12 protein-coding genes and 1 pseudogene are annotated in these 14,782 nt (G+C 45.4%); 1 reads left to right on the top strand and 12 read right to left on the bottom strand.

The genetic code is table 11. From position 1 onward, the window contains the following. Nucleotides 1–86: 86 nt before the first annotated feature. From ACHBID_RS00725 to lepA, 6 genes are all read right to left on the bottom strand, one after another. The gene (locus ACHBID_RS00725) at nt 87–437 is read right to left on the bottom strand and encodes a MerR family transcriptional regulator (RefSeq protein ID WP_394731328.1); all 351 of its coding nucleotides are present in this window, start codon (nt 435–437) and stop codon (nt 87–89) included. Between the two features lie 107 nt (nt 438–544). Continuing rightward, complete coding sequence (locus tag ACHBID_RS00720; protein WP_394731329.1) at nt 545–1,582, bottom strand: NADH:flavin oxidoreductase/NADH oxidase; 1,038 nt, start codon at nt 1,580–1,582, stop codon at nt 545–547. A gap of 110 nt (nt 1,583–1,692) precedes the next feature. Beyond that, nucleotides 1,693–1,947, bottom strand: coding sequence for a zinc ribbon domain-containing protein (locus tag ACHBID_RS00715; protein WP_306455674.1), 255 nt, complete (start codon nt 1,945–1,947; stop codon nt 1,693–1,695). A 43-nt stretch (nt 1,948–1,990) separates the two neighbouring features. Then, nucleotides 1,991–2,479 carry a YkgJ family cysteine cluster protein gene (locus ACHBID_RS00710; RefSeq protein WP_105110808.1) on the bottom strand — a complete coding sequence of 163 codons (489 nt, stop codon included), beginning with the start codon at nt 2,477–2,479 and terminating at the stop codon, nt 1,991–1,993. Between the two features lie 21 nt (nt 2,480–2,500). Beyond that, the gene (locus ACHBID_RS00705; protein ID WP_394731330.1) at nt 2,501–3,160 is read right to left on the bottom strand and encodes a Maf family protein; all 660 of its coding nucleotides are present in this window, start codon (nt 3,158–3,160) and stop codon (nt 2,501–2,503) included. Between the two features lie 49 nt (nt 3,161–3,209). Beyond that, the gene (lepA, locus tag ACHBID_RS00700) at nt 3,210–5,042 is read right to left on the bottom strand and encodes a translation elongation factor 4 (protein ID WP_105110806.1); all 1,833 of its coding nucleotides are present in this window, start codon (nt 5,040–5,042) and stop codon (nt 3,210–3,212) included. A 368-nt stretch (nt 5,043–5,410) separates the two neighbouring features. Between lepA and ACHBID_RS00695 the strand changes: the two are divergent. Further along, a pseudogene (locus ACHBID_RS00695) lies at nt 5,411–6,719 on the top strand (transposase). Between the two features lie 72 nt (nt 6,720–6,791). On the opposite strand, the gene ACHBID_RS00690 reads toward ACHBID_RS00695, so the two are convergent. The 6 genes from ACHBID_RS00690 to ACHBID_RS00665 all read right to left on the bottom strand — a co-directional run bounded on the left by ACHBID_RS00690 (nt 6,792) and on the right by ACHBID_RS00665 (nt 14,781). Then, nucleotides 6,792–8,393, bottom strand: a complete 1,602-nt coding sequence (locus tag ACHBID_RS00690) for an ATP-binding cassette domain-containing protein (protein ID WP_394731331.1) — start codon at nt 8,391–8,393, stop codon at nt 6,792–6,794. A gap of 592 nt (nt 8,394–8,985) precedes the next feature. After that, nucleotides 8,986–10,530, bottom strand: a complete 1,545-nt coding sequence (locus tag ACHBID_RS00685; protein WP_105110803.1) for a peptide chain release factor 3 — start codon at nt 10,528–10,530, stop codon at nt 8,986–8,988. A 145-nt stretch (nt 10,531–10,675) separates the two neighbouring features. Continuing rightward, entirely contained in the window at nt 10,676–11,365 is a 690-nt protein-coding gene (locus ACHBID_RS00680) for a TIGR02206 family membrane protein (RefSeq protein WP_238140724.1), read from the bottom strand. Nucleotides 11,366–11,449: 84 nt separating this feature from the next. Then, the gene (gene murF, locus ACHBID_RS00675; protein ID WP_105160172.1) at nt 11,450–12,811 is read right to left on the bottom strand and encodes a UDP-N-acetylmuramoyl-tripeptide--D-alanyl-D-alanine ligase; all 1,362 of its coding nucleotides are present in this window, start codon (nt 12,809–12,811) and stop codon (nt 11,450–11,452) included. Nucleotides 12,812–13,029: 218 nt separating this feature from the next. Then, entirely contained in the window at nt 13,030–13,698 is a 669-nt protein-coding gene (locus tag ACHBID_RS00670) for an ABC transporter ATP-binding protein (RefSeq protein ID WP_105110801.1), read from the bottom strand. A 9-nt stretch (nt 13,699–13,707) separates the two neighbouring features. After that, on the bottom strand, nt 13,708–14,781 hold the full coding sequence (locus ACHBID_RS00665) for an ABC transporter permease (protein WP_394731332.1): 1,074 nt from the start codon (nt 14,779–14,781) through the stop codon (nt 13,708–13,710). Nucleotide 14,782: the final 1 nt, after the last annotated feature.

Genomic DNA, 14,782 nt, shown 5'->3' with positions numbered 1-14,782 from the left:
GTTTCCTCCTTTTTGAAACACTAGGACTCTGCGTCTTTTCTTCGTATATCGTAGTAGGCATCTGTCCGCTCATTTGCCGAAATTCCCTAAGCTTCTAGCTGGGCTAACTGCTGATGGATCTCGATTTTCTTTACCAGATAGGCATGGGTCTCCTGCAAGGCCGCGATCTGATCCTCCAGCTGGGCCTGCGTTTTCTTGAGCAAGTTCGACGACAGGGCATGATTGTGGAACTCCGCCAAAATCTTCTGGATATCCTCCAAGGGCATTCCCACACGGCGATTGTGGACAATGGCCTTGAGCCGGTCAATGCTCCGCTCATCAAACTGACGGATACCCCGCTCATTTCTAGGAATCTCCACCATTCCCTCTTTATCATAAAAACGGATGGTCGGCGCTGAAATCCCCAGCAACTCCGAAATTTCTTTAATCGTGGACATAGCTGCCTCCATCACTACTGTATCAACTTAAACCTACTTTAAGTCAAGTCTGAAGTTTATTTTTTGAAAATAGCCTGGAACTCAACTGTATCATTCCCAGCAAGCCCCTACTTGACCTGACCACGTTGGTAAGAGGCATTGTAGACTTGAAAATCATGGTCGTGCAGGACCTCGGCCGCCTCTGCCAACCAATTGACATTACGAATGAGACCACGACCGACTTGGATCAAATCAGCCTGGCCATTTTGCAAGATATATTCTCCCAACTCTGGACTATTAAGCAAGCCAACAGCTGTAACTGGAATACTGACAACTTCTTTGATTTTGGCAGAAAAACCAGCCTGATAACCACCATAGATTGGAATATTTGGTCGCGTATCCATGACACCGCCAGTTGAGATATCCAGGCAAGCCACGCCCAGTTCTTCCAACCATTTAGCAATTTGTTGGTAATCTTGGAGTGTATTTTGCTGGCCAGTCTCATCGTAGGCGGTCACTGACAAGCGCACCCAAACTGGACCAGTAAAGACAGCTTTCACATCTTCGATAATTTCTTTCAAGAAACGGAATCGATTTTCCAGACTACCACCGTAGGCATCCGTCCGCTGATTGGTCAAGGGTTCCAGAAATTGATTGACTAAATAGCCATGCGCCCCGTGAATTTCAATCATGTCGTAGCCAGCCTGAGCTGCACGCGCCGCAGCCGCCACAAAAGCAGACTGAACACGCTCAATATCTTCAAGGGTCATTTCCTGCGGTACCTTGTAATCTTGGTTAAAGGCAAGAGCAGTCGGAGCAAGGGGCAGTTCCGCATCCTTGGCCTTACGGCCACCATGACTGAGCTGGATACCGACCTTACTTCCGAAAGCCTTCAATTCCGAAACTAATTTGGCTAGAGCCTGTGCCTGTTCATCTGTCCAAATGCCCAAGTCATGCTTAGATAACCGACCATCTGGTTCTACAGCCGTCGCTTCTTGGATAATCAGGCCAACTCCGCCGATAGCACGCGCGCCATAGTGGGCATGATGGAAGGCCGTTGGCAACCCATCTTCAGCCTTGACTTCGTACATACACATAGGTGGCATGACCACACGATTTTTGAGCGACAAACCAGCAATCTCAACCGGTGACAATAATAATGACATAACTACCTCCTCTTACCTGAACTCAACAAATACTATTATAGCACTAATTAGAATAAAAATCAGAATATGAACACGACAGAAAAATCCTCTGACTATTGTCAGAGGACTCACTAAGCTTTCCAGCGTTTGGTTTTCTTGAGCATCATAGGATAGCTGGCCTTCATCAACCATTTGACAAAGGCATTTCCTTGACCATTTGAAATAGCAGTTTTGCCCTTAGCTAACATTTCTTCAAAACTGATGTCTGGCTCTACAAAACGACCGTTGACATAACAATAAGAGCAATAGATAGACGATTTCGTCCCATCTTTCTCACTTCCACGAACATCTAGGCCATGCAAATTCAAAGGCATAGCACAAGACACTGACAAAATTTTTCCATAGTATTTCCTTTCGGTGAATTCTTTCTTACACTCTCTCTTTCAACCGCTCTACAAAAAGATAGGCTGCTGGGCAAATGAGCGTGTTTTTCAAGGTCAGATGGTTAATCTGATAGAAACGCTTTCGGTCGGTATGGGGAAAGGCTGCGCAGGCCTTGGGACGGGCGTCATAGACGTCACAGAGATTGTCAGGGCCCAGAAATGGACAGGGCATGGACTGGAAGACCTTGTCGCCATCCTCATCCACCCGCAGATAGGTGGACTCAAAGGTCGACAATTTCATCCGAAAGAGCTTGGCCATGCGGGTAATATCCGCCTCCGTCAAGTCTGGTCCTAAATCCTTGCAACAATTGGCACATTTGGTGCAGTCAATTTCTTGGAAGACCTCGTCGTGCAATTCCTTGACAATTTTATCTAAATTTTTCGGTGGCTTTTTCTTCAAGCTAGCCAAAAATTTGCGGTGCTCTCCCTGTTTTTGCAGGGCCAGCTGCCGGTACTTCTCAATATCTAAGCTCATAAACTTCCTTTTCTCAATGGTCTAAAGTGCTCTGCTATTTTCCAAAGCCTTTGTAGAAAAAATCCTACGGGAAACCTCAGCGACGGGCAGGCCAATGATGGTATGAATGTCACCTGAAATCCCGGCCACAAAGCGTGGGTCCAGCTCCTGAATACCGTAGGCACCAGCCTTGTCCAGGGGCTGCTTGTCATGGATGTAGGTCTGGATAGGCTCCTCAAGCGCTGGGTAATAGTCGACAAAGTCAATCTCTGCCACAGTGTAAAAGGCATCCAATGAATCCGCAGTGCGCAGGCAGACCGAGGTCACAACCTGATGGATCTTGCCGAAATAAGAGCGCAACATGGCCTCAGCCTCCGCCAAATCAAGCGGTTTATTAAAAATTCGGTCGTCCGCCACCACAATGGTATCCGCTGAAATGTAGAGCTTATCCGGCTCCAGAGGCAGATCAGACTTGGCCTTGGAAATTTCACAACAGGTCTTGGCGGCCCGGGTCAGAAAATCATCCGCAGCGAATTCAGCCATAAACTGTTCTTCAATCCTGCGTTCATCAACTTCTACCGACTGGATTTCTGGCGCTAAAAATTGCAAAAGCTCTTTTCTGCGGGGTGAGTTGCTGAGCAGGACATAGGAGTCAATTTGTCCTGCTTGGCCTTGACTTTGGTAATCGAAAATTGTTTTCATTGTTCAACCTATAGGAAAAGGGCTAGGCATCTGCCCAGCCCTTCCTGACTTATTTTTTATCATCTTCATCCATGCTGAGGACGCTGAGGAAGGCTTCCTGCGGTACTTCGACGGAACCGATGGCCTTCATCCGTTTTTTACCGGCCTTTTGTTTTTCCAAGAGTTTGCGTTTACGGGAAACGTCACCGCCATAACATTTAGCCAATACGTTCTTACGAAGGGCCTTGATGTCGCTACGGGCAACTATTTTTTGACCGATAGCAGCTTGGATTGGCACTTCAAACTGCTGACGAGGGATGATTTTCTTGAGCTTGTCCACGATAATCTTCCCACGTTCGTAGGCAAATTCCTTGTGGACAATAAAGCTGAGAGCATCGACCTTGTCGCCATTGAGGAGAATATCCATTTTCACCAGTTTAGATGAGCGGTATTCAGAAATCTCGTAGTCAAAGCTCGCGTAGCCGCGGGTTGAGGACTTAAGCTTGTCAAAGAAATCAAAGACAATTTCAGCCAGAGGGATTTGGTAAATGACATTGACACGATTGTCATCAATATAATCCATGGTCACGAAGTCGCCACGCTTGCGCTGGGCCAATTCCATCACCGCACCGACATATTCCTGCGGTACCATGATTTGGGCCTTGACGTAAGGTTCTTCGATAGTGGCAATCTTGGTTGGATCTGGAAACTCAGATGGGTTGGCCACATCGATCGACTCACCATCTGTCATATTGACATGGTAAACCACCGACGGCGCTGTCATGATCAGATCAATGTTGAATTCCCGCTCAATCCGTTCTTGAATAACGTCCATGTGGAGCAGTCCCAAGAAACCACAGCGGAAACCAAATCCAAGGGCCTGCGAAGTTTCAGGCTCAAATTGTAGACTCGCATCATTGAGCTGGAGTTTTTCCAAGGCCTCACGCAAGTCATTGTACTTGTTGGAATCAATCGGATAGATACCAGCAAAGACCATTGGGTTCATCTGTTTGTAGCCAGCCAAGGGTTCAGAGGCAGGATTGTCAGCTAAGGTCACCGTATCACCGACACGGGTATCCGCAACCGTCTTGATGGAGGCCGCAATATAACCTACGTCACCCGTTGCCAGGTAGTCACGCCCCATGGCTTTGGGTGTGAAAATTCCCACTTCTGTCACGTCAAAGGTCTTGCCATTGGACATCATTTGAATGGTGTCGCCGGGCTTGACCACACCATTGACAATGCGGACCTGCAAAATAACACCGCGGTATGGGTCGTAAACAGAGTCGAAAATCAATGCTTGAAGGGGCGCCTCGACATCACCAGTTGGTGCAGGCACTTTTTCAACGATTTGCTCAAGGATTTCCTCGATGCCAATACCCGCTTTTGCGGACGTCAAGACAGCCTCTGAGGCGTCCAGTCCGATTACATCTTCGATTTCATGACGGACACGTTCTGGATCAGCCGCTGGCAAGTCAATCTTGTTGATAATGGGCAGGATTTCCAAATCATTGTCCAGGGCCAGATAAACGTTGGCCAAGGTCTGAGCCTCAATACCTTGAGCAGCATCGACCACCAAAATCGCACCTTCGCAGGCTGCCAAAGACCGAGAAACTTCATAGGTAAAGTCAACGTGCCCCGGTGTGTCAATCAGGTGGAAGGTATAGGTCTCACCATCCTTGGCCTTGTAGTTGAGCTGGACAGCATTGAGCTTGATGGTAATGCCACGCTCACGCTCCAAATCCATGCTGTCTAGGAGCTGGGCCTGCATTTCACGGCTAGAAACTGTCTCTGTTTTTTCCAAAATACGGTCAGCCAGCGTTGATTTCCCATGGTCAATATGGGCAATGATAGAGAAGTTACGAATCTTCTCCTGTCGTTTTTTCAAATCTTCTAAATTCATCATTCATCCTTTAAGGGTAATACTCTTCATTATATCAATTCATTATAGTTTTGGCAAGAAAGCTACTGTCTTCAAGCCTAAAGTACCAGCTTTCGCGAATAGCTCCGATATGCTCTAAAACAGGCAAAGAATAGAGCATTTGCTCAACTTCTGCTAGTATTTCTTTGTACTATGCTTGTTCATAACCCTACTCCTTGCTATTTTGGGTACAAGAAAAGCACTCGAATACTCGAATGCTTAATAAAAGCTCTATAATTTCTGTAGTGGGTAAATCCACTGTAGAGATTATGTAGCCTTTTTGAGTGTATACAAAAAATCCCATATGACCTATAATGAAAAGCAACCACACTCACATTAGAAAGACTCATATGGAACAACTTTATCATACCACAAAACTAATTGGAATCAAAGACAAAAACATCAAAATTCTCTTCGTTTTAAAACATCAGACCCATCTGGAAATTCGGGCAAGGCTGGATTATGACAGCCCTAGCTATCCTCATTGCCAAGGGAAGTGTATCAAGTACGATTTTCAAAAGTCGTCAAAAATCCCTATTTTAGATTGTCAGGGGTCTCCAACCTTCCTCCTGCTTAAAAAACGCCGGTTTCAATGCAAATCTTGCCAAAAAGTGACCGTATCTGAGACACCTCTGATCAAGAAAAACTATCAGATTTCCCAACCTATTTGGGAGAAAGTCACACAACTTCATACAGAAAATATGACCAATATAGCCATCGCTAGGAGACTACATATCTCCGTGTCAGTCATCCAGAGGAAACTGGCTCAATTTCAATTTGAGAATGATTTTATGAAATTACCAAAAGTCTTAAGCTGGGATGAATTTAGTCGGAACAAGGGAAAACTCGCCTTTATTGCTCAGGATTTTGAGACGAGATCGATTGTGACCATTCTTGACAACAACCGCCAAACCACCATCAAGAACTATTTCTACAAGTATCCTAGGGCGGTCAGAGAAACTGTCGAGGTCGTGACCATGCTATGTTTAGCGTCTACTACAAATTGGCTAGCCCCTTCGCTTTCCTATCTCTAGGCTCAGGCTGAAACAGTCTATTCCCAGACTGTTTCACTCCCAAAAGCTAAAATTGTCCTTGATAGATTTCACATTATCCAACACCTGAGCCGTGCTATGATGACGACTAAGAATTGATATTATGAAGACTTTCGATACGCGTTCCCTACCTTATCGATCCATGAAAAATCACTGGCGTATTCTCCAAAAAGATAGCCGTAAACTGTCTCTGAATCGCTTCTTTTCTCGCACTTTCGGGCAAACAGTAACACCGAGAGAGGTTATCCAGAAGACATTGAATTTCTCTGTGGAACTGAAATTCTATTATGAACTCTATCAGATCCTCCTCTTCCATTTCCAAGAGAAGAACTTGAAACATTTCTTCGATCTTCTAGAGGACAATCTGAATCTTGTCAATCCAACCTTTAGGACTGTTTTTAAGACATTTCTAAAGTATAAAACGTACATCACGAACACCATGGTGCTTCCATATTCCAACGCTAAACTGGAAGCGACCAATAAACTCATCAAAGACATCAAGAGGCAAGTATTCGGATTTAGGAACTTTACGAACTTTAAAAACAAGATATATATTTCTTTGAATATACAAAAAGAGAGAACGAATTTCGTCCTCTCTAGGTGTTAGCTTTTCACCTACCCACTACAGTTGACAAAGAGCCTAAAAAAAGCAAAAACCCCAGAAGAGTTTTTGCTGTTGTCAAACTGATAGATGAACCTGCTCATCAAAGAGGGCTAAAAAACTTTCCTCCTGAGAGTGTGTCACAACAATCACCAGTTTGTCCCTTATTTTCTCGAGACTATCCGCAATCAATTGTTCGCTTTGAGAATCTAAGCCTGTTGTAGGTTCATCAAATAAAAAGACCTCTGCATCACGGTAAAGGGCACGCGCCAAATCAAACCGTCTCTCTTCCCCACCTGATAATTGCTGAGAAGAGGTCAAGAGAGTAGCAAATCCATCTCCCTGCCGATAGAACCAGTCCTCTAAACCAACTTGCCGCAAGCAACCCATTGCTTTATTCTCATCTAAAGGCGCAAACAAGGTCAAATTATCCCCGATGCTAGCTGTAAATAGATTGGTTTTCTGCGGTAGGTAATAGACTTTCCGAAAGAGGGCAAGCTGGTCCAGTTCTGCCAGATTCCTCTGGTTGACCAGGACTCTTCCAGCCTCTGGTTTCTGAATCCCCAGCAAGAGGCGGAGCAAGGTCGTCTTCCCACTCCCACTCTTGCCCAAGATAGCATATTTTTTATTGGCTTGAAAAAGATAAGAAAAATTCTCCACAATCAGATGGTCCTGATAGCGACAGTCAATCCCTTCCAGACCAAGGCTCGTAATGGATTCCTTCAAAACTGGCTTGGCAGCGTGACCTTCTTCCTTCCTATTTAAGAGACCTGTCAACTCCTCCACAACCGTCCGACTAGACAGATAATCCGTCAGCAAGCCTGACATGGTTTGGATAGGCCCAGCCACCGTCCCCATCAGGGTTGTCATAGCAATCAAATCTGAAATGTTCAGCAGACCTTGGAAAACAAATATCCCTCCAATAATCCATGAACCTGAATAGACTATGCTGCTCAAACTGTAGGAAACCGCATAGGTCTGAGATTGTTTTTTGGCAAAACGGTTAGCACGCCTGGTGTATTCCTGATTGGATGCCGCCAGCTTGTCTTTAAAAACTGGCGTGATGGTGCTGATGCGGATAAAAGAGAGAGCTTCTACAAACTCACTAAACAAGGCGAGATAAGCATTCTTCTCCTCTTGACTGTCCTTTGTCGCACGAGCTAAAATCCCCTTATTAATCATCGGAGCCAAAAATGGAATAAAGCAGAGCGCCAACATGATCATAGCCATGGTTCCTTGAAGATAAAGAGCCCCTATCAAGGAAAAACTAAAGACTAATATGCTTGTCACCATGGATAGAAGCGGCGTTAGATAGGTAGTTTCTAAGATGTTCAGATGATGAACCAAGACATGGACCTTATCTGCCTGACTGTCTTTTGCTGCCTCTCCTAAGTCCTCACTCGCATAGACCATCATTAATTGATTGCGCGTCTCTTCCATAATCTGATTGATTGCCTTAAACTTGAGATAGCGCGGCAGGTAATCAAAATAACCGTCACATAAAAAGAATACCACTGCAATCACCGAACTAGTCACAAATGCCTTTTGGTCACCAGATAAGGCCGCTTCCGAAACACGCGCATAAATAAAACCCGTTGCCGCTAAAATCAGAGCATAGACCACCGACACAGCAATATAAGCAACTACTGCCAACTTGCATTTTCTAAGGTAGTAAATCAAAGTTCAGACCTCCAATCCATTTCCATTTATATAACTATAGTATATTATAATAATACTTTTGTTGCAATGATAACAAAATTAAAAAAAGCCAGGACTTGCCTGACTTCTTATAGGATTGATTGGATTAGCTGAAGAAGGTAAGCTGCTTACCATCAGCCCTCATCTCCAACCTTTCACCTCGCTTGACATCTCTAGGCTCGGGCTGAAACAGTCTTTTCATAGACTGTTTCACTCAACTGAACCTCGACGCAGTAGGACTCAGCCAATCATCCTTCACTTCGTTTGGATTCTTGGGAGACCCTTGCGGAGGTAGTGCGACGAAATCGAGTTTGCAAAGCAAACTACCGATTTCTGCCTAATGGCGCAGTAGGCGTCAACAAATCTCTCTTGGCATTGCTTGAGTTCTTTGGACGCCCTTGCGAGGGAAAGACGACGAAATCAAATCAACTTTGTTGATTACTGATTTCTGTACAGAGACGCAGTAGGTCTCGGCCAATCATCCTTCACTTCGTTTGAATTCTTGGGAGACCCTTGCGGAGGTAGTGCGACGAAATCGAGTTTGCAAAGCAAACTACCGATTTCTGCACTACTCTCACATCTTCTCTTCCAACTCCACATCCGGATACTTGTCTGCAAACCAGCGGAGGGCGAAGTCGTTTTCAAAGAGGAAGACTGGTTGATCAAAGCGGTCTTTGGCTAGGATGTTGCGGCTTGAAGACATCCGTTCATCCAGGTCTTCTGGCTTGATCCAACGAACAGTCTTTTTGCCCATTGGGGTCATAACTACCTCAGCATTGTACTCACCTTCCATGCGGTGTTTGAAAACTTCAAACTGGAGCTGACCAACGGCACCCAGCATATACTCGCCTGTCTGGTAGTTCTTGTAGAGCTGGATAGCCCCTTCTTGCACCAGTTGCTCGATTCCCTTGTGGAAGGATTTTTGTTTCATGACGTTTTTAGCAGACACTTTCATGAAAATTTCCGGGGTAAAGGTTGGCAGCGGTTCGAATTCAAACTTGTTCTTGCCTACGGTCAGGGTATCTCCTACCTGGTAGGTTCCTGTATCGTAAACCCCGATAATGTCCCCCGCCACTGCATTTTCCACATTCTCACGGGACTCGGCCATGAACTGGGTCACGTTGGACAACTTGGCTCCCTTTCCTGTACGAGGCAGGTTGACCGCCATACCGCGTTCAAATTCACCCGAAACCACACGAACAAAGGCAATACGGTCGCGGTGACGAGGGTCCATGTTGGCTTGGATTTTGAAAACAAAGCCTGAAAAGTCTTTGTCGAGCGGGTCAATGACATCACCAGTTGTCGTCTTGTGTCCATGTGGCTCTGGTGCAAACTCCAAGAAGGTATCCAGGAAAGTCTGTACACCAAAGTTGGTCAGGGCTGAACCGAAGAAGACAGGTGTCAAATCGCCATCCAAAATGGCCTGCTCTGAAAATTCATTTCCAGCCTCCGCCAAAAGTTCAATATCATCCAGAACTTGAGCATAAAATGGGTTAGAGCCAAATAACTTATCACCCTCATCCAAGCTTGCAAAACGCTCCTCGCTACGGTAGAGTTCCAAACGTTGATTGTGAAGGTCATAGAGCCCCTCGAAAGATTTCCCCATACCGATAGGCCAGTTCATGGGGTAGCTAGCGATGCCCAAGACTTCTTCCAATTCCTGCAACAAATCAAGCGGCTCACGACCGTCACGGTCCAACTTGTTGATAAAGGTAAAAACAGGAATGTTGCGGTGCTTAACAACCTCAAAGAGTTTTTTGGTTTGGGCCTCGATACCTTTGGCAGAGTCCACCACCATGACAGCCGCATCCACCGCCATCAAGGTCCGATAGGTATCCTCAGAGAAGTCCTCGTGTCCTGGCGTATCCAAAATGTTAACACGCTTGCCCGCATAGTCAAACTGCATAACAGACGATGTAACAGAGATACCACGCTGTTTCTCGATATCCATCCAGTCAGACTTGGCAAAGTTACCAGTCTTTTTCCCCTTGACCGTCCCTGCCTCACGAATTTCACCACCAAAGTAGAGCAACTGCTCGGTAATGGTGGTCTTACCCGCGTCCGGGTGAGAGATAATCGCAAAGGTGCGGCGTTTCTTGATTTCTTCTTGTAGTGACATGATTGTTATTCCTTTTTTCTTTGGTCCATAGCAGAGCTGACTTCTTCTTTTGCCCACCAAATCAAAAGAGTACAAAAAAAGAGAGCCACTACTGCAACTCTCTCATTATACCGAAATTCAAGGGAATTTTCAAACTATCTGAAAATCAATGTCTAACCCAGTTCCAATCCGTTTTTTTTAGAAGATTCTGAACCAAACTATTAACTAGCAGAACAGCAAATACAAAGAGCCCGGTCTCCAATAAGAAGTTGAAGGCAACATTTTCACTGTTAATCAAGGGCGTTTTTGATAAAAATCCATAATTGCCCTTCAAAAAGAGATTGGCTAGCAACATCAAACTATGGGTCAACAGTGTCACCCGAATCACAAAGGTCCTGTCCAAATCATCCTCCTTCTGCTCAGACAGCAGATAGATAAGGCTGTTAACCGCCAAAGCGTAATGGCCGATAATAAAGCTCAAAATGGTGACGTGAGGGAAAGCAAAGGGGTCAAAAACTGGATAGACAAAGGCCACAAGAGAGCCAAAGAGTCCCAGGCAGGCAAAATACCGCTTGAGCGGACCAGGCTTGGCAAAAAGCATAAAGAGCATAGACAATCGACAATGATAGAGGGGGAGACTCTCGGACAAGGTCCAGTCTACGGCCATGTACCAGGAATAAAGGGCAATGACCTGAAGGCATTGCAAGCCCCAAAAGAATCGTCTGATCTTAGGCGAACGATGATAAACAACTGCTAAGTAAAGCAGGCCAACATAGATGAGCAAGAGCGACAGATAGGTCAAAATATCCAGCTGGGGAGCTTGACTGCGATGACTGGTAAAAAACACTTCAAACACTGGAGCCTCCTTGACAAGTATTTTAATTAGTATATCAAATATCGACAGAAGTAACAAGAGCTAATTGAATAAATAAGTCTTTCTTTACTTTTCTAATTCCTCAACCAGCTTGGCCAAATTCATAGAATTAGAGCCCTTGAGAAGGATTTGGTCGTTTGGACCTAAAACTGCTTTGACCTGAGCAACTAAGTCATCAAACTGATTCTCTTCCGCAGTTTTCTTGAAGAAATAGATCTTACCAAGCGGGAACATCTGACTAGCCAGCTGAGATAGCTCCTCAATATCCTGACCATAGAAAATCACTGTATCTAGGACATCCGGTGATAGACTCATAATCATTTGATTGTGGAGGTCGACCGATTGAGCACCCAACTCCTTCATCTCCGCCAGAACCGCAATTTTCTTACCACCTTGGTTGGCTGGAATACTTGAAAACGTCTCTAAAATCAAGCGCATGGCCGTTGGATTGGCATTGTAGACATCACTGAGAATATCTGCTCCGTTTGCCGCCTTCTTCCACTCGGTGCGGTTGCGGGTCAAGTTTAGACCAGCTAGGGCTGACTTGATTGCCTCATCAGGCACACCCAAGGTCTTGCCCACATAGCTTGCTACCATGGCATTGGTGGCATTGTACTTGCCTGTTACTGGGAGGAAAATGTCGCCGTCCATAAAGTTGACGGTGAAGGTCAGGCTATCTTTTGACTCGACAAGACTGGTCACCTGCAAATCAGCCTGCTCACCGAAGCGAATGAGGTCTACATGGCTCGGCAAGAGCTTATCCGCAATCGAATCTGCTGGGATCAAGAGTTTACTACCTGGCTCCATTCCATCTGCAATCTGTAATTTTCCTTTGGCAATCTCTTCTCGTGAGCCGAAAAATTCCAAATGGGCTTCGCCAAATAGAGTAATAACCGACAGGCTTGGCTTGGCAATTTCAGATAGGAGATGAATGTCACCCAAGTGGTCTTGACCCATTTCCAAGACCACTTTTTCTGTATCGTCAGGCATATGAAGTACGGTGTATGGCAGACCAATTTCGTTGTTATAGTTGCCCTGAGTCTTGTAAGTCTTGTAAGTCATCGCTAAAACATCATGAATCATGTCCTTGGTGGTGGTTTTACCGTTTGAACCTGTCACAGCAATGACTTCTACCCCTGTTTTCTCTAGGTAGTAGGCCGCTAATTGTTGTAGCGCAGCCAGACAGTCGTCCACTAGGATATGGGGGACATCAAGAATGACCTCAGACAGGGTAGCCACGCAGCCATTTTCAAAAGCCACAGGAATAAAGTCGTGACCGTCACGCGCACCCTTGAGCGGAACAAAGAGGTCGCCCGCTTCAATCTTGCGGCTGTCAAATTCGACCTGGCGGAGCGGTGTGTCGGGGTAGTTCGTTACATCATTTTTTGCGCCCACAACTTGAGCGACTTCGTGTAAAGTTAATTTCATTTGATTTCTCCATGTATCGTCATTTAGTTTATCTTTTATTACTTCGACGAATGAGGAAACTTTTTTTCCTTATTTCCAACCTCAAACAAGGTCATTGTTTGAGGTTATCTTGCCGTACTCTAGTACAGCCTACGACTCGTTGCCTAGTACTAAAAGCAAACTAAGAGACTATAAAAAGAGCCGATGGGCTCTTTCCATTATATCACTTTTGCTTTTATTTAGCGAACCTGGGTAAGAACGCCGTCCTTCATCTCGTAGACATTATCGCATTTTTCAATCATACGCTGGTCATGGGTCACCATGATGATAGACTTTTTCCGCTCCTTGCTCTCTTTGGCCAAAAGATTCACCACTTCAAAGGCCCGATCACTATCTAGGCTGGCTGTCGGTTCATCTGCTAAAATCAGGGCTGGATCATTATAGAGAGCCCGTGCAATGGCAACTCGCTGGCGCTCCCCACCTGACAAATCCTTGGGAAACTTATTTTTCAAATGGTCCACACCCAATTCTACCAAGAGCTCATGGCGCTTGCTGGGATAGGCTGATTTATTGACCTTGTCCACCAATATCAACTGCTTCTCAACGGTTAAAAAAGGAATGAGATTGGAGGCCTGGAGGACAAAACCGATATCACGGTAGCGGAGCTTGGCCCGTTTTTTCTCTGGCAAATCAGAATAATCTTCTTGGTTAATGAGAACACGGCCAGCTGTCGGTGTTTGCAGACCACCTGCCAGGGTTAGAAAGGTAGATTTTCCCGAACCAGACGGCCCGATAATAGCCACAAATTTCCCCTCTTCAATAGAGAAATTGGTCGGCTTGAGGGCGGTGATAGTCTGACTTCCGTCCTGGAAGGTTTTACTTATATTTTCAAAAATCAATGTTTTCATATCAACCTCCTAGGATAGATTTTTCAACGGGTCGACCTTGAAGATCGAGCGAATGGAGAAACTTGCCCCCAGTAGAGCAAAGACAATCAGAGCAGCCCCAATAGTCAGATAGAAGGTCCAATTGTTTTCAAATGGCACAGCGCTTGGCAAACCTAAGGAAGACAAGTAGGTTCCAGCCAGACCAATGACTGTCCCAAAACCTGCCAGCAAGAAGGTTTGAGCCAACACAGATCTTGAAATATAGGCATTTGACAGACCTTGGATTTTCATAAGCCCGAAAATCGGAGACTTTTGGGTTGTCAACACAAAGATGAAAATACCAATGACAATGGCTGAAATCACAATCAAAAAGCCAATCATAAAGCCGAAGGTCATATTTTGTGCCTTATAGCCTGGCAAATTCTCAATAAAATCAGCGGTGGCAACATTTTCCAAATCTGCTGGAAACTTATCTGCTGCACCTCGAACAATGATCGCACTGGCCAGCTTACTAGAGACCTGCTGATCGTCACCCTGCATGAGATCACCAAAGGCTTCCAAGTCTATATAGACCACCGGAGCTACACCGAAGTAAGCCTTGTCCGTATAGCCAACAATGGTCACTTTTTCATCCGTACCAGATAGATAAATCTCATCTCCTAGACCAAATCCCACAACCTGAGCTAGATTTTGCTCGACAACAATCTCTCCAGCTTTTTCATAGAGACGGCCTTGGACAATATTGGGCTCTAAGAAACTATCAGCCTCAACCGCAAAGATATTGACTTTTTCCTTGTCATCCGAACTGGCATCTTCCTTAACATAGGCGACACCAGCCTGTTGGCGGATGAGAGCCTTCTGGTCTGCCTCCACTTTGTCAATCAACTGAGCATCGATTTTTGAGGCTGTTATCAGACGATTGGCTTCCGAGGATACCAAGACAGAATCTGCCTGCCACTTGTCCACCGCAGTACGGTTTTCCTGCATGAGACCATAGGCCAGGCCTGTCAGGAAAAAGACCAGATAAGAAATCAAGATTAAGAGCCCTAAAATCAGGCCGTAGCGCAGCTTGTTTTGCCGCATTTCTTCAATCGCTAAAAACACT

This window comes from Streptococcus sp. A25 (genome assembly GCF_043674095.1).
GTDB lineage: Bacteria > Bacillota > Bacilli > Lactobacillales > Streptococcaceae > Streptococcus > Streptococcus suis_V.
Note: the sequence above shows the minus strand (reverse complement) of the source record. Positions and strands in the feature narration are given on the sequence as shown.

Bases quoted from the DNA above. Each gene is read 5' to 3' on its own strand.
- ACHBID_RS00725 (WP_394731328.1), bottom strand. From the start codon at position 437: ATGTCCACGATTAAAGAAATTTCGGAGTTGCTGGGGATTTCAGCGCCG.
- ACHBID_RS00720 (WP_394731329.1), bottom strand. From the start codon at position 1,582: ATGTCATTATTATTGTCACCGGTTGAGATTGCTGGTTTGTCGCTCAAA.
- ACHBID_RS00710 (WP_105110808.1), bottom strand. From the start codon at position 2,479: ATGAGCTTAGATATTGAGAAGTACCGGCAGCTGGCCCTGCAAAAACAG.
- ACHBID_RS00705 (WP_394731330.1), bottom strand. From the start codon at position 3,160: ATGAAAACAATTTTCGATTACCAAAGTCAAGGCCAAGCAGGACAAATT.
- lepA (WP_105110806.1), bottom strand. From the start codon at position 5,042: ATGAATTTAGAAGATTTGAAAAAACGACAGGAGAAGATTCGTAACTTC.
- ACHBID_RS00685 (WP_105110803.1), bottom strand. From the start codon at position 10,530: ATGTCACTACAAGAAGAAATCAAGAAACGCCGCACCTTTGCGATTATC.
- murF (WP_105160172.1), bottom strand. From the start codon at position 12,811: ATGAAATTAACTTTACACGAAGTCGCTCAAGTTGTGGGCGCAAAAAAT.
- ACHBID_RS00670 (WP_105110801.1), bottom strand. From the start codon at position 13,698: ATGAAAACATTGATTTTTGAAAATATAAGTAAAACCTTCCAGGACGGA.